Annotated in this window: 19 protein-coding genes (1 of these 19 only partly in view); 10 read left to right on the top strand and 9 right to left on the bottom strand. The window is 65.2% G+C overall.

What is annotated here, in order from left to right; genetic code table 11:
- Window positions 1-345: 345 nt before the first annotated feature.
- Both ACO054_RS15815 and ACO054_RS15810 read left to right on the top strand, forming a co-directional pair.
- A complete protein-coding gene (locus ACO054_RS15815; protein WP_421707544.1) occupies window positions 346-1,212 on the top strand; it encodes a DUF547 domain-containing protein in 867 nt (288 codons plus the stop codon).
- Window positions 1,213-1,217: 5 nt separating this feature from the next.
- Window positions 1,218-2,114: a DUF547 domain-containing protein gene (locus ACO054_RS15810; RefSeq protein WP_421707543.1), complete on the top strand. Its 897-nt coding sequence runs from the start codon at window positions 1,218-1,220 to the stop codon at window positions 2,112-2,114.
- Window positions 2,115-2,160: 46 nt separating this feature from the next.
- Here the strand turns inward: ACO054_RS15810 and ACO054_RS15805 are convergent, their stop codons facing one another.
- From ACO054_RS15805 to ACO054_RS15790, 4 genes are all read right to left on the bottom strand, one after another.
- The gene (locus tag ACO054_RS15805; protein WP_421707542.1) at window positions 2,161-2,556 is read right to left on the bottom strand and encodes a RidA family protein; all 396 of its coding nucleotides are present in this window, start codon (window positions 2,554-2,556) and stop codon (window positions 2,161-2,163) included.
- Between the two features lie 273 nt (window positions 2,557-2,829).
- Complete coding sequence (locus ACO054_RS15800) at window positions 2,830-3,042, bottom strand: hypothetical protein (protein WP_421707541.1); 213 nt, start codon at window positions 3,040-3,042, stop codon at window positions 2,830-2,832.
- A gap of 20 nt (window positions 3,043-3,062) precedes the next feature.
- Entirely contained in the window at window positions 3,063-4,445 is a 1,383-nt protein-coding gene (locus ACO054_RS15795) for a glutamate--cysteine ligase (RefSeq protein WP_421707540.1), read from the bottom strand.
- 163 nt (window positions 4,446-4,608) lie between these two features.
- A complete protein-coding gene (locus tag ACO054_RS15790) occupies window positions 4,609-5,400 on the bottom strand; it encodes a 16S rRNA (uracil(1498)-N(3))-methyltransferase (protein ID WP_421707539.1) in 792 nt (263 codons plus the stop codon).
- Between the two features lie 108 nt (window positions 5,401-5,508).
- Between ACO054_RS15790 and ubiA the strand changes: the two genes are divergently transcribed.
- The 3 genes from ubiA (at window position 5,509) to ACO054_RS15775 (ending at window position 7,742) form a co-directional block, all read left to right on the top strand.
- Complete coding sequence (ubiA, locus tag ACO054_RS15785; RefSeq protein WP_421707538.1) at window positions 5,509-6,441, top strand: 4-hydroxybenzoate octaprenyltransferase; 933 nt, start codon at window positions 5,509-5,511, stop codon at window positions 6,439-6,441.
- 67 nt (window positions 6,442-6,508) lie between these two features.
- Window positions 6,509-7,159, top strand: coding sequence for a class I SAM-dependent methyltransferase (locus tag ACO054_RS15780; protein WP_421707537.1), 651 nt, complete (start codon window positions 6,509-6,511; stop codon window positions 7,157-7,159).
- A 94-nt stretch (window positions 7,160-7,253) separates the two neighbouring features.
- Window positions 7,254-7,742, top strand: a complete 489-nt coding sequence (locus tag ACO054_RS15775) for a PAS domain-containing protein (protein ID WP_421707536.1) — start codon at window positions 7,254-7,256, stop codon at window positions 7,740-7,742.
- A gap of 24 nt (window positions 7,743-7,766) precedes the next feature.
- Here the strand turns inward: ACO054_RS15775 and ACO054_RS15770 are convergent, their stop codons facing one another.
- From ACO054_RS15770 to ACO054_RS15760, 3 genes are all read right to left on the bottom strand, one after another.
- Window positions 7,767-8,546: a hypothetical protein gene (locus ACO054_RS15770; RefSeq protein WP_421707535.1), complete on the bottom strand. Its 780-nt coding sequence runs from the start codon at window positions 8,544-8,546 to the stop codon at window positions 7,767-7,769.
- Between the two features lie 83 nt (window positions 8,547-8,629).
- Complete coding sequence (locus ACO054_RS15765; RefSeq protein ID WP_421707534.1) at window positions 8,630-8,842, bottom strand: DUF4170 domain-containing protein; 213 nt, start codon at window positions 8,840-8,842, stop codon at window positions 8,630-8,632.
- A gap of 208 nt (window positions 8,843-9,050) precedes the next feature.
- Complete coding sequence (locus ACO054_RS15760) at window positions 9,051-9,422, bottom strand: hypothetical protein (RefSeq protein ID WP_421707533.1); 372 nt, start codon at window positions 9,420-9,422, stop codon at window positions 9,051-9,053.
- A 322-nt stretch (window positions 9,423-9,744) separates the two neighbouring features.
- Between ACO054_RS15760 and ACO054_RS15755 the strand changes: the two genes are divergently transcribed.
- On the top strand, window positions 9,745-11,259 hold the full coding sequence (locus tag ACO054_RS15755) for a UbiD family decarboxylase (RefSeq protein ID WP_421707532.1): 1,515 nt from the start codon (window positions 9,745-9,747) through the stop codon (window positions 11,257-11,259).
- A gap of 52 nt (window positions 11,260-11,311) precedes the next feature.
- A complete protein-coding gene (locus ACO054_RS15750) occupies window positions 11,312-11,701 on the top strand; it encodes a DUF4870 family protein (protein WP_421707531.1) in 390 nt (129 codons plus the stop codon).
- Between the two features lie 53 nt (window positions 11,702-11,754).
- On the opposite strand, the gene ACO054_RS15745 is transcribed toward ACO054_RS15750, so the two are convergent.
- Together ACO054_RS15745 and ACO054_RS15740 are read right to left on the bottom strand one after the other, a co-directional pair.
- Window positions 11,755-13,212 (bottom strand): methyl-accepting chemotaxis protein, encoded by a 1,458-nt coding sequence (locus ACO054_RS15745; protein ID WP_421707530.1) that lies wholly within the window; start codon window positions 13,210-13,212, stop codon window positions 11,755-11,757.
- On the bottom strand, window positions 13,209-13,559 hold the full coding sequence (locus ACO054_RS15740; protein ID WP_421707529.1) for a hypothetical protein: 351 nt from the start codon (window positions 13,557-13,559) through the stop codon (window positions 13,209-13,211). The genes ACO054_RS15745 and ACO054_RS15740 overlap by 4 nt, the downstream gene beginning before the upstream one ends.
- Before the next feature lie 259 nt (window positions 13,560-13,818).
- On the opposite strand from ACO054_RS15740, the gene ACO054_RS15735 reads away from it, so the two are divergent.
- From ACO054_RS15735 to ACO054_RS15725, 3 genes are all read left to right on the top strand, one after another.
- Window positions 13,819-15,078, top strand: coding sequence for a hypothetical protein (locus ACO054_RS15735; RefSeq protein ID WP_421707528.1), 1,260 nt, complete (start codon window positions 13,819-13,821; stop codon window positions 15,076-15,078).
- A gap of 126 nt (window positions 15,079-15,204) precedes the next feature.
- Window positions 15,205-16,620: a M20 family metallopeptidase gene (locus tag ACO054_RS15730; protein ID WP_421707527.1), complete on the top strand. Its 1,416-nt coding sequence runs from the start codon at window positions 15,205-15,207 to the stop codon at window positions 16,618-16,620.
- 131 nt (window positions 16,621-16,751) lie between these two features.
- A protein-coding gene (locus tag ACO054_RS15725; protein WP_421707526.1) for a TldD/PmbA family protein crosses the window boundary here: on the top strand, window positions 16,752-18,049 show its 5' portion. It continues 58 nt past the right edge of the window; only the first 1,298 of its 1,356 coding nucleotides appear in the window; its start codon is at window positions 16,752-16,754; its stop codon lies beyond the right edge, outside the window.

Below are 18,049 nucleotides of genomic sequence, written 5' to 3'. Positions count from 1 at the left end.
CGGCCCATTCGAGCCCGCGATCGACGATGCCTTCAGATAACGCTGCCTTCCGGTCGCCTGTCGCTCTCCGAAAGACTGTGAGAGGCCCTATGCTCAGCGGCACCTCCCTACGGTCCCTTCGATGTGCCTCAGGCTCATCTCCAGTGCCTCAGAACATATGGTCTGTTGCGGAAATGACACAAGGGCGGAGCGCGCGCAAAACCCAGAGTTCGGGCCGTGACGAGCGGCTGTCCGTCACGAAAAGGTGTCTGGGCCGTGTTTGCCGCTTGCCCCATCTCCCGGGGGTATCGCGCGACCAAGAGCATTCCTCGGGTGCGCGGTTCCATCCCTTCGGAGACTTCACGAATGTCCGCCCAGATCACCCGACGCACCCTCCTGACCGGACTGGCGGGAGGGGCCGCAATCGCCTCCCTGCCGGGCCGTGCCGAGGCGGCGCCGACCCCCGAACTCTGGGAGCATTGGAGCTACTCGGACCCGCGGACCCTGGCGCGGATCGACCACAGCGCCTTCGACCGTTTTCTGCGCAGATATCTGAAGACGCGTCCGGTGACCGGCGGCATCGACAGTCTTTTCCACTACAGTGCCGTCACAGGCGAAGACCGCGCGGCGCTCGACGGCTATGTCGCTGCCTTGAGCGACGAGCCGATCACACAATATCCGCGCAGTGAACAGCTGGCCTATTGGGTGAATTTCTATAACGCGCTGGTGCTGCAACAGGTGCTTAAGGTCTATCCGGTCGCCTCGATCCGCGATGTCGACCTGTCCGGCGCCTTCTTTACCGGCGGCCCTTGGGCCAAGCGGCTGGTGACCGTCGAGCGCCGGGCCTTGTCTCTCAACGACATCGAGCATCGCATCCTGCGGCCGATCTGGCGCGATCCGCGTCTGCACTACGTGCTGAACTGCGCCGCCATGGGCTGTCCGCATTTGGTGCCGGAGGCGCTGGACGCCCGGCGGTTGGAGGATCAGTTGGACGCGGCGGCGACGGCCTTCATAAATCATCCGCGAAACCTGCGGATGCGCTTCAACGGTCTGCGGGTGTCCAGCATCTACGTCTGGTACGAACGCGACTTCGGCTATGGACGCCGGGCGGTCCTCGATCATCTGCGCCGGTACGCGACGGCTTCGCGCGCCGACCTGCTTGCGGAGTTGGACGATTGGGCCAGCCATGACTACGACTGGCGCCTGAACGACTACGCGCCCCTGCAGGGATGAAGCGCATGACCATGACATCTGGCGACCGAACTCGAACGACCCTGACGCGCCGAGGCCTTCTCGGCCTTGCAGCCGCCGCGACGGCGACCGGCCTCGCCGGGATCGGAGGCGCGGCCCCGGCCGCCGCCGCTCCCGCTTCCGATCTCTGGCCGCGCTGGCTTCCTCACGATCCCGAGTCCCGCCTGACCGTCGACCACGATGCCTGGGATGCCATTCTCGCGTCCTATGCAAGACCGGACGGAGCCGGGATCATCCGCGTGGCCTACGCGGCTGTGACGCCCCAGGATCGCGACGCGCTCAGGCGGTATCTCGACCTGCTCGCCAGCCAGCCGGTCGCGCAGCTGAACCGCGAGGAGCAGTTCGCCTACTGGGTCAATCTCTACAACGCTCTGACGGTGGAGACGATCCTGGCGCATTATCCCGTGGACTCGATCCGGGACATCGATATCTCGCCGGGGTTCTTCAGCTCTGGGCCCTGGGGCGCCAAGCTGATCGAGGTCGAGGCTACAGCGGTCTCGCTCGACGATGTCGAACACCGCATTCTCAGGCCGATCTGGAATCAGGACCCCTTGATTCACTACGCCGTCAACTGCGCTGCCATCGGCTGTCCCAACCTGCAGACGCGCGCCTTTCGCGCTGCGACTACTCGTCAGACGCTCGATGCGGCGGCGCGCGCCTTCGTCAATCATCCGCGCGCGGCGAGCTTCCCGAACGGCGGTCTGGTGGTCTCCAGCATCTACCGCTGGTTCCGGGAGGACTTCGGCGACAGCCAGGCCGGTGTGATCGCGCACCTGCGCGACTACGCGGCGCCCGCGCTATCGGCGCGCCTGGCCGGGGTGACCGACATCTTCGATCATCGCTACGACTGGTCGCTGAACGGCGCCAGTCCGAGCACCGGTTAGCGGCGGCCCCGGTTGAAAGCGTTCTGATTGGAACGTCCGTGGGCGGTCAGATCGCCGCAATCGCCTCGATCTCGACCTGCCAGTCCGGATGAGCGAGGAACGGGACACCGACCAGAGTGGAGGCCGGCCGCGCCCCGGCCAGCAGGTCGTCCCGGGCGGTACGGAAGGCCGGCGTCAGGTCCGGCCGGGTGATGTAGCCGACGACCTTGACCAGGTGCTCAGGACCGAGTCCGGCCCCCGCCAGTATGGCCAAAACGTTTTCCCAAGCCTGCCGAATCTGCGCCTCGCCGCTGTCCGGCAGGCTGCCGTCGGGGCGTACCCCCACTTGACCGGAGACGTGGAAGCTGCGGCGACCCGCCGGGATCTCGACCATCTGACTGTAGGTGGAAAAGGGCGGTGGCGCGCCGTCCGGGTCGTAGCGGGGATGAAGCGTCTCGGCCATTGCGGGCTCCCAAAAGATCAAAACGGGATGGAGTCGGACTGAGCATCGGCAGCAAACTGGGGAAAATGTCTGCTTGGCTTTGTGTGCAGGCTATCGGTCAACGCCCTCTGTCGCGTTAACGAATTGTTAGGATTTTAGAGAATAGCCTTTTTCTCACTAGCCCCTCCCCAAGAGGTTAGTTCTCACGTCGAGAGCAAGCGTTACCCCAAGAGCCGCGGCCCCCAACCGCGGCTCTTCCTTGTGTGCCAGCGCTTTGGCGATTCGGACGCAGGCTCAGCTGCGGCGGCGCCAGATGAACATCAGACCGACGGCGACAACCGTTCCGATGATGGCGGGGGCGATGCCCATCTTGAGGGCGAAGAGCAGGCTTTCCGGCGATCCGGGGCGAACGTGCGATCCTAGGAAGGCAAGGATACAGAGCAGGTAAGCCACGACGGCGACCTTCGGCGTCCAGTCTTTCAGCCAGTCTTTGTCTTCCGGACTCATCGCTTCGGTCCCGTGGTTCGTCAGTATTCGAATTCGCGGAACAGCGGGGCCAGGTCGCCGTTCCAGCGTCCGCGATAGCTCTCCAGCTTGCGCTCCGCCGGACTCAGCCCGGAGTCCACGATCTCACGCAGAGTGTTCAAAAAGTGAACCTCGCTCTCGCCGGCCGAATCCAGGCGCGCCCGCGCTTTCAGGCCCTGTGCGGAAATCTCCAGCATGCGGCGCGCGAGCTCCCGCAGGTTTCCTCCTGCTGGAGCCTGGGTTGCGAGGCCCAGGCGCGGCACCTCCTCGCGCAGACGCTGGTGGTCGGCCGCCGTCCAACCGGCGACCAGCTCCTCCGCCGCCGTCAGGGCATCCTCGTCGTAGAGCAGGCCGACCCAGAGCGCGGGCAGGGCGCAAAGGCGCTTCCAAGGCCCGCCGTCGGCGCCGCGCATCTCCAGGAACCGCTTGAGCCGGACTTCGGGAAACAGCGTGGTCAGATGATCGGCCCAGTCGCTCTCGTAGGGCTTTTCGCCCGGCAACAGGGGCAGGCGGCCGGCCAGGAAGTCCCGGAAGGACTGTCCCGAGGCGTCCAGATACTGTCCGTCGCGGTAGACGAAATACATCGGCACATCGAGCGCGTAGTCGACATAACGCTCGAAGCCCATGCCCTCCTCGAAGACGAACTGGGGCACGCCGGTACGGTCGGGATCGGTGTCGGTCCAGATGTGGCTGCGGTAGCTCAGGAAGCCGCTCGGTTTGCCGTCGACGAATGGGGAGTTGGCGAACAGCGCGGTCGCGACCGGCTGCAGGGCGAGCGAGACTCGGAACTTGCGGACCATGTCGGATTCCGAGGCGAAATCCAGGTTGGTCTGTACCGTGCAGCTGCGGAGCATCATGTCCAGGCCCAGTTTACCGCGCTTGGGCATGTAGGCCTTCATGATCTGGTAGCGCGATTTGGGCATCCAGGGCATGTCCGCTCGGGTCCAGGTCGGGGCGAAGCCCAGACCGATCATGCCGACGCCGACCGGCCCGCAGACCTCCTTCACCTGGTGGAGATGGGTGTGCACCTCGTCGCAGGTCTGGTGGATCGTCTCCAGCGGGGCTCCCGAGAGCTCGACCTGCCCACCGGGTTCCAGGGTGATGTTGCAGCCGTTCTTGGTCAGTGCGATCGGGCGACCGTCCTCCGCGATGGCGGACCAGCCGAAGCGGTCGGTCAGCGCCTCCAGGATCCGGCGGATCGACTTGGCACCCCCCGCGGGGTCTTCGTAGGGCAGCGGTTTCAGCGTCTGCTGATCGAAGGCGAACTTTTCGTGTTCGGTCCCAATGCGCCAATCGCCGGCCGGCTTGCAGCCGGCTTCCAGATAGTGGACCAGCTGCGCCTTGCTTTCGATCGGCGCACCCTTTGCCTGTGGCGGTGCGGACATAAGCGTCCTTTTCGCTAGTTCGGGCGTCTCGCCGATTCGCGCCGATGCCCCGACCTCGTTCGACCGGCACAAGAGGCCATGCCGTTAAAAGGGTCAAGCACCGATACGACCGCTCACCTTTGCGCTCCGGTCAAAGGTGGGCGAGCACTGGGAGGGGTGGAGTTCAGTCCTTGCCCGGCAGTGTTCGGCGTTCTTGCCAGTCACCCAGAAGCGCCTGCCAGCAGGCCAGGGCGGCGACTCCGGCGGTGTCGCTGCGCAGAATGCGATGGCCCAAGCCGGCGAAACGCGTTCCGGGCAGGCGCTCCAGGGCGGTGAACTCGTGGTCGGCGAAGCCGCCTTCCGGGCCGATCAGAACGGCCCAGGGCGCTTGCCCCAGTCCCTCGGCTTGCGCCGCCGCCAGGGATTCGGCGATCGGGGGTGCATCCCGTCGCTCGGCGCAGACCAGAAGCTGCCGCTCTTGCGGCCAGGTATCGATCAGTTTTCCCAGGGCGATCGGGGCCTGCACCGGAGGAACCGACAAACGCTCGCTCTGCTCGGCCGCCTCGCGGGCGTTAGCCGTCAGCCGGTCCGTGTTGACCCGGTCCATTGCGGTAAAGCGGGTCATGACCGGGTGGAGTTCCGAGCAGCCGAGTTCCGTCGCCTTTTCGACCAAAAAGTCGATGCGCCCTCGCTTGATCGGCGCGAACAGCAACCAGAGGTCGGGTTCCGGACTCTGGGGCCGGCGCTGCTCGGCGACGGCGAGGGAAGCCCAGCCTTTTCCCAACCCCTCGAGCGCCGCCGACCACTCGCCGTCGCGCCCGTTGAAGAGCGCAACCCGCGCCCCGACCTGCAAGCGCAGGACGGTCCGCAGGAAGTGCGCGCGGCCGTGGTCCAGGCCAACCACCTGTCCAGCCGCAAGGTCTTCCTCGACATGCAGGCGTGTGGCCACCTTGTCTTGCGTCCTGTCGTCAGCCATCGTCTCTCAAGTTCCAGGGTGCCCGCACGACTCATCCGCGATCCGGGCGTGACTGTCACGCTCGCGGTGGCCATTGTATCCCAAGTTGTAGCGGTCCAAGGTTAGGTGATGGCCGGATCACAGGAAACAACCGCCGAGCGCAGCGACATTCCCCGGGGTTCCTGGGTCGACCGGCGTGCGCCGGAAGCTTGGCGCCCGTACTTGCGGCTGGCCAGGGCCGACCGCGCGATCGGAACCTGGCTTTTGCTTTGGCCCTGCTGGTGGTCGATCCCCCTGGCGGCGGCTTGGCAGGACGAGGCGCCGAGCCTTTTTCTCCTGCTGCTCTTCGGTCTCGGTGCGCTCACGATGCGCGCGGCCGGATGCACCGTCAACGACCTGATCGACCGAAAGATCGACGCCAAGGTGGCGCGAACGGCCGACCGTCCGCTGGCCAGCGGTCAGCTCTCTGTCCCCCAGGCGCTGGTTTTCCTCGTCGCTCTGCTGACGATCTCTTTCGTCATCCTGCTGCAGCTGTCCGAGACCGCAATTCTGTTGGGTGTGGCCTCGTTGCTGTTGGTCTTTCCCTACCCGCTGATGAAGCGCATTACCTACTGGCCGCAGGCCTGGTTGGGCCTGACCTTCAACTGGGGGGCGCTGATGGGGTGGGCGGCGGTGACCGGGGCGGTCGCCTGGCCGGCGCTGCTGCTCTATCTGGCCGGGGTCTTCTGGACGCTCGGCTACGACACGATCTATGCCCATCAGGATAAGGAGGACGACGCTCTGATCGGCGTCAAGTCGACGGCTCTGCGGCTAGGCGGCGACAGCCGGCTGTGGCTCGCGGGTTTCTATGCCGTCGCGATTCTGCTTCTGACAGCTGCGGGGTGGAGCGCCGGGAGTGCCTGGCCCTACTTCCTGGGCGTGTCGGCCATGGCCGGCCATTTCGTCTGGCAGATCGTCACGCTGGATATCGACGACCCCCACAACTGCCTGGCGCGGTTCAAGTCCAATCGGAATGCCGGGGCTCTCTTGTTCGTCGGCATTTTCCTGGCCGGGCTGCTCTAAGCAGTGGCTCCAGTAGAACGATCTCAAGGTAAGGCACCTGTCGCATGATTGCCTGCCAGCCTGCGGGGTGAGCGACCCCCGCGGCTTCGTTTTGGCCCAGACCGCGGTGGCGCATCCGCCCTTAGTGCCCGAGATCCGTCTGCGGCTTGCCAGCGAGGTCATGCCGCTGTGGCGGGCGACGGAGGCGGATCTGGAGGATCTGGGCCTCCCGCCGCCTTACTGGGCCTTCGCCTGGCCTGGCGGACAGGCCCTTGCCCGCTATCTGCTCGACAGACCTGACGTTGTGACGGATCGCCGCGTGCTCGATTTCGCTGCCGGATCGGGGATCCAAGGGATCGCGGCGGCTCTCTCCGGCGCAGCCGAGGTCACGGCCTGCGATATCGATCCCTTCGCCCTCGCCGCGATCGAGATCAACGCAAAGCTGAACGACACGTCGATTGCCGCGGACGGCAGCGACCTTGTGGGCTCAGACCATGGATGGGACGTCGTTCTGGCCGGCGACGTCTGTTACGAAAGCGCGATGTCCGACGCCGTCGTTCCTTGGCTGCGTAGCTTGGCGACAAGGGGCGCCAAGGTTCTGCTCGGCGACCCTGGGCGTAGCTATCTGCCCCGTTCCGGGTTAAAGCAGTTGATCACCTATGCGGTTAGGACGAGCCGCGACCTGGAAGACGACGAGCTTCGCAATTCGGTCGTCTGGCAAGTGAGAAAATATCGCTAAAGTTGATAGCGCAGGGAAGTTTCGCGCTTTCTTAGCAAATCATCTATAGTTACTAAGAAATCCGCGGCTGGCCCGCTTCTTCAAGCGCTTAAAAATGGACATCGCTCCGCTTCGTTTGGATACCCAAGTGCCGCCCCGCTCCGACGAGGAGATCGGGGCGATTGTCGCGCATTGGGATCATCTGCGTGGCACCTTGCGCCTGCCGAAGTCTGACACGATCGATCCTCTTGAACTGAAGCCTTTCCTGTCGCGGATCTTCATTATCGATGGATCGACGATCGACGAGATGCATCTCCGTCTCGCTGGGACAAGCTACCGAGATCTCTACGGTTTTGAGATCACGAGCAAGAAGCTGACCGAGCTGATTCCGGCGACCCAGCGACCGGATCTTCTGGAAGACTACGAGTCCTGTCTGGCACGGGCCGCACCCGTCTATCACTCGGGGTCGATGACCTGGCGGGCGAATGGTGGACAGGTTCGGTACGAGCGTGTCCTGCTGCCCTTTGGTGAAGCGCGACAGGTCAATCGTATTCTGGGATTCGCCGTCTTCTTCGACAGCAATGACCGGAAGATCCTCCGCTAAAGGCGTCCACTAGCGGCCGTTCGGTTAGGAAGTCGGTGTCGGATCCGGTTGAAAATCGGTCAGATCGGCCTTCAAAGCTGTTGCGCGCAGACACGCCACAAGTGTGCTGCGGCGGGCTTCGTCGTCGATATTGGATAGAATGTGACGTTCGATATCTTCGCTCGGGTGATGCCTGTCGCGGATCAGCGCGAGCGCCTCGGTCTGCGAGAGGGCCGCGTGGGGCCGCCCGTCGGCTTTGACGGCTGCCAGGGCCAGCGGCCCGTCGATCTCACCTGTTGTTCCGGCATTTCGGGTCAGACAGCCGTGGTCGCTCAGGTAGGTCGGCAGGCCGTCGAAGACCGACTGCGGTCCGCTGTCGGCCTCGAATCGTCTGGCGAGGTGGCCGTAGCGATAGTTGCGGCCTTCGGTCTCGTGCATACGATCGAGCTGGGCGGCGGTCAGCCAGGTGACGCCGATCCGGATACGGCAGCCGCGAACCGACCAGAGGGTCGAGGCAACCGCGCCGTAGCGCGTGATATGCGCCGAATAGACCACGTCCGAATCCAGCAGCCATCCGGCAGTGACGGGGATATCGGGTTCCAACCCGGCTCGGCCCGCGAACTTCCGCGCAAGCTGTGCGGGCGCCCGGTTGGACCCATGTGCGAGAACCGGGGTCCGTCCGCTGAAATCCGCTTCGCAGATCGGGCGCAGGCTGGGCCGGTCGCCCGCCGCGCTCCAGACGAAGCAGTTGTCGGGGGCTTCGAAGGGGTAGCCCTTGGCCAGGGCCAAGCGAGCCGGGGCGTCGCGAGGGAGTTCAAAAGGCATCTGCGACGGGCTGCGGCACGTTCAGGGAAGTCCGAACCGTCACGCAACGCCGGCAGTCTCCCCGTTCTGCGGTTCGGCTGTCGTCAGTCGGTGCAGGGCGGTGGCAGATCGGGATCACCCTGTTCGATACGGTAGCGGGTGTGTGCGTCGTCCACCGTCTGCCAGGCGCGCCGGGACCACTCCTGCTTGGCGTCCTGATAGCTTTGGAAGGGGCCAATCCACTCCTCCGCTCCGCACAGCGGTTTTTTGAACTTCGTATCGCGATACTCGCCGCCGACGACCCAATACTGTTGCATGTTGATTCACACCTTCGTCTGAGCAAGGCGGATGACTACAGGCTTAGAACTTGCACCTAGTAGACACCATCCTGACCTGCAACGTCTAATCCGGAATGCCCTAAAACTTTCCAAAGCCCGGCGTGGCTCTCCGGAGCCCGGCCTTTGGAGTTTCGGGAGCTGCGAGGGGATGGCCGACGCCGACGGTCCGCTCGGACGGCAGGCGGTTTCAGTGCCATCGAAAAAACTGACGGAAGTGATTTTCCAGGGCCCCCGCCACAGTGGCCTGCCAGCGCTTCGGCACGTTCTTGATCGTGCCGTTCGCCGCCCAGATTCGGCCGGTCTTGAGATCCGCCCAGCCGCCGAAGGCGAAGTCCCGCTTGTCGCGGCCGCGCAGGATCGTTTCGTGGCCCGAGTTGGAAACCAGAAGCTCCCAGCCCGTGTCCGAGAAACAGAAGGCGAAGCGGCTGCGGGGTTGAACGCCCCCGGCGACCTCGCGGACCAGCAGATCCTGTGGAGCCGGGAGGGAGCTGTCGTCGTCGACCGAAGGCACAGCGGGGAAACCGAAGTTGCGTGAAGTGGCCGACGATGTGGAGGTCACGTCCCTGTTGTGCAAGGCCAAGGACGGCGGGGCCGGGAGGGAGAGCCCCGCCGTCCGCACGTCGGGTGGGGAGGAGGAAGACCGCGACGTGGAGGACCTTGCCCGTCGGGAGGGCTTTGGCGTTTACCTTTGCGTTTGATGTGGTTAGGAGCGTCATACCCAGACAACGATCCCCGCTCCGTTTTATTCCGAGCCGATTTACTCCAAGCCGACGTGTCGGCTGGATTGTCGTTCGACCGCGGGGCGATCATCTTGCGTCTGTCTGGTGTGGTGGCTGGTGCGCCAGCTGGCTGCTTGGTGGCGAGGGAGAGAAAGACAGGGCATGCCCTATAGATCGTTGCGTGAGTTCATGGAGCAGCTCGAAAGCCGTGGCCGGCTGCTGCGCGTCAAACACCCGGTCTCGCCCGTTCTGGAGATGACCGAGATACAAACCCGCTTGCTGGCCGAGGGCGGGCCGGCCGTTCTGTTCGAGAACGTCGATGATGGCCGTGGCCGAAGCTGGGACATGCCGGTCCTGGTCAATCTCTTCGGCACGGTGGAACGGGTGGCCTGGGGCATGGAGCGCGAGCCCGCCCAACTGCGCGAGGTCGGCGAAACCTTGGCCTTCCTGCGTCAGCCGGAACCGCCGGGCGGCTTTCGTGAGGCCTGGAACATGCTGCCCTTGCTGAAGACCGTCGTGGCGATGAAGCCCAAGACCCTGGGCCGCGCGCCCTGCCAGGAGGTCGTGCTGCAGGGCGACGACATCGACCTGGGTGACCTGCCGGTCCAGACCTGCTGGCCAGGCGAGCCGGCGCCCCTGATCACCTGGCCGCTCGTGGTCACCCAAGGGCCGAATCCGAAGGGCGACAAGGCCGACGCCTTCAATCTCGGCATCTACCGCATGCAGGTGACGGGGCGAAACACGACGCTGATGCGTTGGCTGAAGCACCGTGGCGGAGCTCAGCACCATGCGCGCTGGAAGAAGAGCAAGCGCGAGCCCCTGCCGGCCGCAGCCGTGCTGGGTGCCGATCCGGGGACCATCCTGGCAGCCGTGACGCCGGTCCCAGATACTCTCAGCGAATACCAGTTCGCCGGTTTGCTGCGGGGACGGCGGGTCGAGCTGGTGGACTGCAAGACGGTCCCGCTCAAGGTGCCGGCCGAGGCCGAGATCGTCATCGAAGGCTACGTCAGTCTGGAGGACTACGGCGACGAGGGACCCTACGGGGACCATACGGGCTACTACAACGCTGTGGAGCCCTTCCCGGTCTTCACCGTGACGGCTATCACCCGCCGCGAGCGGCCGATCTATCTCTCCACCTTCACTGGGCGGCCGCCGGATGAACCCTCGGTCCTGGGCGAGGCGCTGAACGAGGTTTTCATTCCTCTGCTTCAGCAGCAGTTTCCGGAAATCCGGGACTTTTGGCTGCCGCCCGAAGGCTGCAGCTACCGCATCGCCGTGATCTCCATGAAGAAGGCCTATCCGGGTCATGCCAAGCGCGTCATGCTCGGCGCCTGGAGCTACCTGCGGCAGTTCATGTACACCAAGTGGCTGATCGTGGTGGACGACAATGTGGATGCGCGCGACTGGAAGGACGTGATGTGGGCCATCTCGACCAAGATGGACCCGGCACGCGACGTTACGATGCTGGAGAACACGCCGATCGACTATCTCGATTTCGCCAGCCCGGACTCCGGCCTCGGCTCCAAGATCGGACTGGACGCTACCGACAAGTGGCCGCCGGAAACGAAACGCGACTGGGGCGAGGTGATCCGCATGGATCAGGAGGTGATCGACCGCGTCAACCGTCTCTGGCCGGATCTGGGGCTGCCGGGTTCCGGCAAGGCGATCTGGAAGTAGCGCGGCCGAGACTCGGCGGGCGGGCTTGCAAAAACAGACTGTGGATACGGATATGAGCGAGACGTCACCGACGGATTCGGATCGAAAGGAGATCTCCCCTGTCCCTGCAGGTTCCGGCGAGTCGGCGACCCCTGCTCTTGTGATCTACGCGCTCTATCTCGGCGCCCTGGTCTCCGGCATCACGCTACCGATCGGCGTGGTGATCGCCTACGTGAATCGCGGCGCGGCCTCGGAATGGCTGGAGAGCCACTATCGCTTTCAGATCCGGACCTTCTGGCTCTTTCTGCTCGGCTGTCTGGTCGGTGCGCTGCTCATGATCGTCGTGATCGGCTGGTTTCTGCTGATCTTCCTGTCGGTCTGGCTAATCGTGCGTTGCGTGAAAGGCATTCAGGCCGTCAGTCGCGGCACGCCGCATCCCAAGCCTGAAACCTGGCTTTGGTAGGGCGCTAGCGGCTTCGGGTCTGTGCCGGACGTTTCGACTGTGGGGGCCGGCTCTTAGGCCACCCGAACCTGTTCCAGGAAGCTGGCGACCTCCTGCTTCAGGCCATCGATTTCGCGCGACAAGTCCTTGGTCGCATTGGAGACGTCGCCGGCGGTCGAGCGTGCTTCCTCGCTCGAGGTTCGCACGTTCGACATCTCCTCGGACACGGCGCGCGTCGCCTCAGCGGCATTGTTAGTACTGCTGCTGATCTCTCCGATCGCCGCAGTCTGTTCTTCGACCGCCGCAGAAATCGCGGTCGCGACCTCGGCCAACTCTCCGATGGTTTGTCGGATGCCGCCGATCGCCTGAACGGCCTCTCCGGTAACCGACTGCATGTTGCCGATCTGGTTGGCGATCTCCTCAGTCGCCTTCGCGGTCTGGCTGGCCAGATTCTTGACCTCGCTGGCGACCACCGCAAAGCCCTTGCCCGCTTCGCCCGCACGGGCGGCTTCGATCGTCGCGTTCAGTGCCAGCAGGTTGGTCTGTTCGGCGATGTCGGAGATCAAGCTGGTCACTTCCCCGATCTTCTGCGCCGCCTGAGCGAGACTCTGCACCGTCTCGTCCGTTGTCTCGGCGCGTTTGACGGCACCTTGACTGATGTCCTGAGCGTGGCTGACCTGTTTCGAAATCTCTCCGATCGACGCCGACATCTCTTCGGATGCCGCTGCCACCGTCTGGGTATTCTCCGTTGCCTGGCCGGCCCGCTCGCTCGCCCCGGCGACTGCACCTGCGGCCTGCTCCGAGGTGTTGCTGAGCCCTTCGGCTTGACCGCGCATCCGCTCGACGCGGCTGGCGGCCTTCTCGACGACTTGAGCGACGCTTTCCTCGAAACTGTCGGCAAGCTCGGTCAGAGTCTGTTTCCGCTCAAGCTGGGCCTGCCGCTCGGTTTCCTGTTGGGCCTGCCCTAGTCTCTGCGCTTCGGCCTCCGCGGCACGGGCCTGGGTGACCGCTTCCTCCGAGTTCGTGAAGGCCGCGACCAGCCGATGCGTGAGCCACAGCAGGACGCCCGTCTCCACCACGACAATAACCGCGTGCAGGACAACCCGGCCGAGATCCGCGCCATCCGGGAAGACAGCAACCGGCATGATGAAGTTGAGACTCAAGTGATGTACGGCCGTGGCCGTGGCCGCGACCAGAATCGTGCGCCAATCGCAGAAGGCTGCCATCATGGCCAGCGCTGCGAAGAAATACATATGCAGATCAATCTGCCAGGGGTGACCCCGTAGCTGATAGATCATCAGCGCGATCTGCACCACGAAGGCGACGGCGGTCGCATAGCGGAACGACGGCGCCTGAGGATCGATGCGCCACAGTGCCGTGGCGATGCCGGCGAAGAGCGCGGCGACGGCGCTCGGGACCAGCCAGGCGTCCTGAACCAGCAGACCGATCGCGCCGACGATCAGCACATGCAGCCAAAGCGCAGCCAGCATGGCCTTTGCGACCTGCAGACGCAGGGAGAGAAGCGCATTCATGTGTCAGCTCCGTCCGAAACGAGGCAGGCTCCGAAGGCCAAGGGGTCGATCGCGGCCAAGGCGCCCATCTGCCAGAGGTCCGCCCAAGCGAGTTCCCGGGGGAACACCGCCACCAGGATGTTGGACCAGGCGCCGGGCCGCACCGTTTTGCCGTTGGCTTCCGCAACGGCAACCAGAGCCGCATCCTGACTGGTGCCGGGCGTGAAGATCAGCGCCACCTCAATGTCAGGCTGCGGTTGCCGCAAAGACAGCAGCAGTAAGGCCAGAACGGAAAGCAGGATAAGAGCGGCTGCAAGCCGAAGGCCCGCCCGTTCGGCGTGACGGCTATCCGTGAGGGGTAACGACATGAGAATGGCATCCAGGTCCCTGAAACGATCTGCAACCTAAGGTACGGGGTGCTAATCATTCGTAAAGCCTGTCGGACCGGCACGTTTTCCGTGGATAGAGGCAGTCTGCGAGCTCTTTGCTGCCAAGTCTAAGTCGCGACGGCTGGACGGTCGCTTTCGAGCGGTATGTCGGCTAGTTTGAGTCGTTCCTGTTAGTGGCTTTCAACTGGCTTCGATTTCATCGGTATTGGCCGCCGGGCAGACGCGATAGGAGCCGACCATGCGCTTCTTCGACGGCAGTCGCATCGCGATCGTTCTTGCCGTTCTGCTGCTGATTGCGTTGTTTCAGGCCGTGCCGCTGGGGGCTCAGGAATTTGGGACCGCCGGCGGACGTGTTGAGCCGGCTCACCGGGCGGCCTGGGTCGTCAGTCCGGTGTTTCCCGACAGGTGGCAGGTTGCGACGGCCGCGGTGGAGCTGCCCGGCAGTGACGGCTATCTCGTCGCAGGTCAGCGCGACGACAACGACCCCAGTCAGATCGCCGCCTGGGTGATGAAGCTCGACCGGCATGGTCGCACCCACTGGTGGCGCAACTTCGACGAGGCCCGCGAAGTGCGCGGCCTTGGGTTGGCGGCCCTGCCGGATGGCGGTGCCTTTCTTGCCGGCAGTGTCGGGGACGGTCTGCGGGCGCGCCCCTGGATTGCCCGTATATCGACGGACGCTCGGGTGTTCTGGGAGCGCAGTCTGCCGGCGCCGTCAGACGTCTGGAGTGGGATCGAGGCGCTGATTCCCTCGGCCGCCGGCGATCTGCTGGCTGCGGGCACCGACTATTTTCCCGACGGCAAGACGAAGACTTGGCTGTTGCGCCTGACGGCCGAGGGCGAGGTTCTGCAGCGATGGGAGGTGCCGAGTCCGACACCGCGCGGGGTTCACCGTCTGATCGAGCTGCCAGACCGTAGTCTCGCTCTCTCCGGTCCTTTGCTCGCAGCGGCCGAGTCGTCGATCGCGGAACGTCGGCGGCGCGATGCCTGGGTCGCCCGCCTTTCGTCGGAGGGTGAGGTGATCTGGCGGGCGGATCTCGCGGGCGGCCCGCAGGAGGAGATCGGCGGGCTGGCCCCCGACGGACCCTCGGGTCTGCTGGTGGCCGGTTGGCAGCTCGATGCGCCCTGGCATGCAACGCAGGCCTGGACCCGCCGCTTCGCATCGAACGGCAGGGCAATCGGCGAGTTGACCTTCGGCGGGCGCGACATGGATCTGCTGGCCGCTGTCCTGCCGGGTCCCTCCGGAGGGCACTGGCTGATCGGCTCGACCCATCCGGGGCCGCACCGGGAGGCCGCGCAACCGGCAACGGCTTGGAAGCGTAGTCTCGACGCTGGCGGTGTGCTCGGTGAGGCGCAGATTCTGGGAACGGCTGCGCGGATGGATCTGGCGACGGCTCTGCGCAGCCGGGACGGCGGGCTACTGACCGTCGGTTGGCGTACGATCCGAAGACAGCTTCTTCCCGATATCTGGGTCGCGCGCTTCGTGCTGCCGACCGGTTAGCACTGCCCCCAGGCCGCACCCGGGCTTGACCCGGAGGGAAGCTCTGCGCAGGAATTATGCCTCCTGCGCCCTGACCTGCGGCGCGCGTCGTCTCCAGCCCGTCTTATAGGAAGCCCTGAGAACTCCATGGATGTCGTGACCCAAGATCGTTCCGCCGCTCTGGCCGCCGCCGAAGCCTACTTCGACGATGGCCGGTTTCAGGCCGTTCTGGCGCGCCGGATCGCCGTTCCCAGCACCAGTCAGGAGGTCGACAAACGGCCCCATCTGGCGCGCTATCTCTCCGAGGAGATGACGCCCGAACTGGAACGCCTGGGATTTCGCTGCAGCCTGCACGACAATCCCGTGGTCGAAGCCGTCCCTTTCCTGGTGGCGGAGCGGATCGAGGATCCGGATCTTCCGACGGTCCTGACCTATGGGCACGCCGATGTGGTGCGCGGGCAGGAGGGCCGCTGGCGCCAGGGTCTCGATCCCTGGACGCTGACGACGGAGGGCGAGCGCTGGTACGGGCGCGGCACCGCCGATAACAAGGCGCAGCACTGCATCAACATCGCGGCTCTCGGGTTCGTGCTCTCGACCCGGGGTCGGCTCGGCTTCAACGTGAAGGTGTTGCTGGAGACGGGGGAAGAGGTCGGATCGCCCGGGCTGCGCGAGTTCTGCCGAGCCGAGCGGGAGCGCCTTGCCGCCGATCTGCTGGTCGCCTCCGACGGGCCACGCCTGAAACCGGAGGCGGCGACGCTCTACATGGGATCGCGCGGAGTCTTCAATTTCCGGGTTCGGCTGAACTACCGCGAGGGCGCGCACCACAGCGGCAACTGGGGCGGCGTGCTGGCCAATCCCGGTGTCCGTCTCGCCCATGCCCTGGCGGCCGTCGTCGGCCCACGCGGTGAAATCAAGGTGCCCGAGCTGCGCCCGGCGCCCCTGTCCAACAAACTCCGCTCGGATCTGGGCAAGCTGGCGTTCGACGGCGGCGAGAACGCACCCGAGATCGACGAGACCTGGGGCGAGCCGGGTCTGACCCCGGTCGAACGGCTCTACGGCTGGAATGCCCTGGAGGTGCTCGCCTTCGGCACCGGCGATCCGGCGGCGCCGGTCAATGCTATTCCCGGGGAGGCGGTGGCGACCTGTCAGCTGCGGTTTGTCGTCGGGACGGACTGGCGCGACATCGTGCCGTCGGTTCAGCGGCATCTGGCGGCTGAGGGCTTCGAGGACTGCATCGTCGAGCCGGCGGAAGCGACGCCGATGCCCGCGACCCGCTTGGACAGCGATCACGCCAGCGTCGCCTTTGCCGCCGCTTCGCTGAACCAGACCCTTGGTCATCCACCGATGCTCTTGCCGAATCTGGGCGGCACGATCCCGAACGATGCCTTCAGCGATATTCTCGGCATGCCGACCGTCTGGGTGCCGCATTCCTATGCCGGCTGTCAGCAGCATGCGCCCGACGAACATGTGCTTGCGCCGGTCTGCCGCGAAGGGCTGCGAATTATGACTGGGCTCTGGTGGGATATCGGCGAGAACCCCGGGGCGGCGGTCGGCCGAAGCTGAGCGGATCGACAGGGGGCCTGTTTAGCTTCGGCGGACCTGACGGTTCTGTCCGAAGCGCCTATATCTGATCCACGCCTTCACTCATGGCGTCCGCCGCGCTGTGCCCCGGCCCTTCCCGAACAGGAGATCTCATGACCGCCACCGACTCCCATGCCGACACCGATCGCACGCTGCTGGAGGAGGTGGTGGCGAAAGCCAAGGCGCAGGGCGCGGATGCAGCGGATGCGATCCTTGTGCGCGGTTGGTCGCTCTCGCAGGAGCTCCGCCATGGTCAGACCGATCGGCTTCAGCGCGCGGAAGGACAAGATCTCGGCCTGCGGGTTCTGATCGGCCAGCGCCAGGCCATGGTGTCGACGACGGACATCGGTTCCGATGCGCTGCGGGCCTTGGTCGAACGGGCGGTCTCGATGGCAAAGGCCGTCCCAGAAGATCCCTACTGCGGCTTGGCCGCTCCGGACCAGTTGGCCGAAACCCGGCCGGAGCTGGATCTGTTGGACCCCGAGGAGCCGGCGCCGGAGACTCTGATCGAGCGGGCGCGTTTGTGCGAGGAGTCGGCCCTAGCGGTCTCCGGGGTCACCAACTCCGACGGCGCTGCCGCGGCCTGGGGCTCCAGCCGGGCGACTTTGGTTGCCTCCAACGGCTTTTCCGGCAGCTATGCAAGCTCCAATCACGCGGTCAGCTGCTCCGTGCTGGCGGGCGAGGGACTCAAGATGGAGGGGGACTACGACTACTCCACCACCGTCTTCGGTGCGGACCTGGAGGACCCGGCGGAGGTTGGCCGGCGCGCCGGCGAGCGGGCGGTCAAGCGGCTCAATCCGCGCCGGCCCAAGACCGGCCGTTACCCCGTGGTCTTCGACCCGCGCATCTCGGGCGGTCTATTGCGCAGTCTTGCCGGTGCGATCAACGGCGCCGCGGTGGCCCGGGGCACCTCCTTTCTCAAGGATAAGCTGGGCGAGCGGCTGTTTCCCGAAGGCATCGTGATCTACGACGACCCTCACCGCAGTCGCGGCTTACGCTCGCGCCCCTTCGATGCGGAAGGGCTCGCCACGAAGCCGCGTCGTCTGATCGACGACGGTGTCCTGACCACCTGGTTGCTCGATCTCGCGACGGCTCGGCAATTGGGGCTGCAGTCGACCGGTCACGCCGCGCGGGGCGTGTCGGGCCCGCCGTCGCCCGCCGTCACCAACCTCTATATGGCGCCGGGCCAGATCAGCCGGCAGGCGCTTCTGGCGGATATCCAGGAAGGCTTCTACGTCACGGAGCTGATGGGGCAGGGCGTCAATCCGGTAACCGGCGACTACAGCCGCGGCGCCGCCGGTTTCTGGATCGAAGGAGGCGAACTGGCCTATCCGGTCAGCGAGGCGACGATCGCCGGCAACCTCAAGGAGATGTTCGCCCGCATCACGCCGGCCGACGACCTCGTCTTCCG

Origin of the sequence: Algihabitans sp. (assembly GCF_965226985.1) — a bacterium.
Lineage (GTDB): Bacteria > Pseudomonadota > Alphaproteobacteria > Kiloniellales > DSM-21159 > Algihabitans.
Note: the sequence above shows the minus strand (reverse complement) of the source record. Positions and strands in the feature narration are given on the sequence as shown.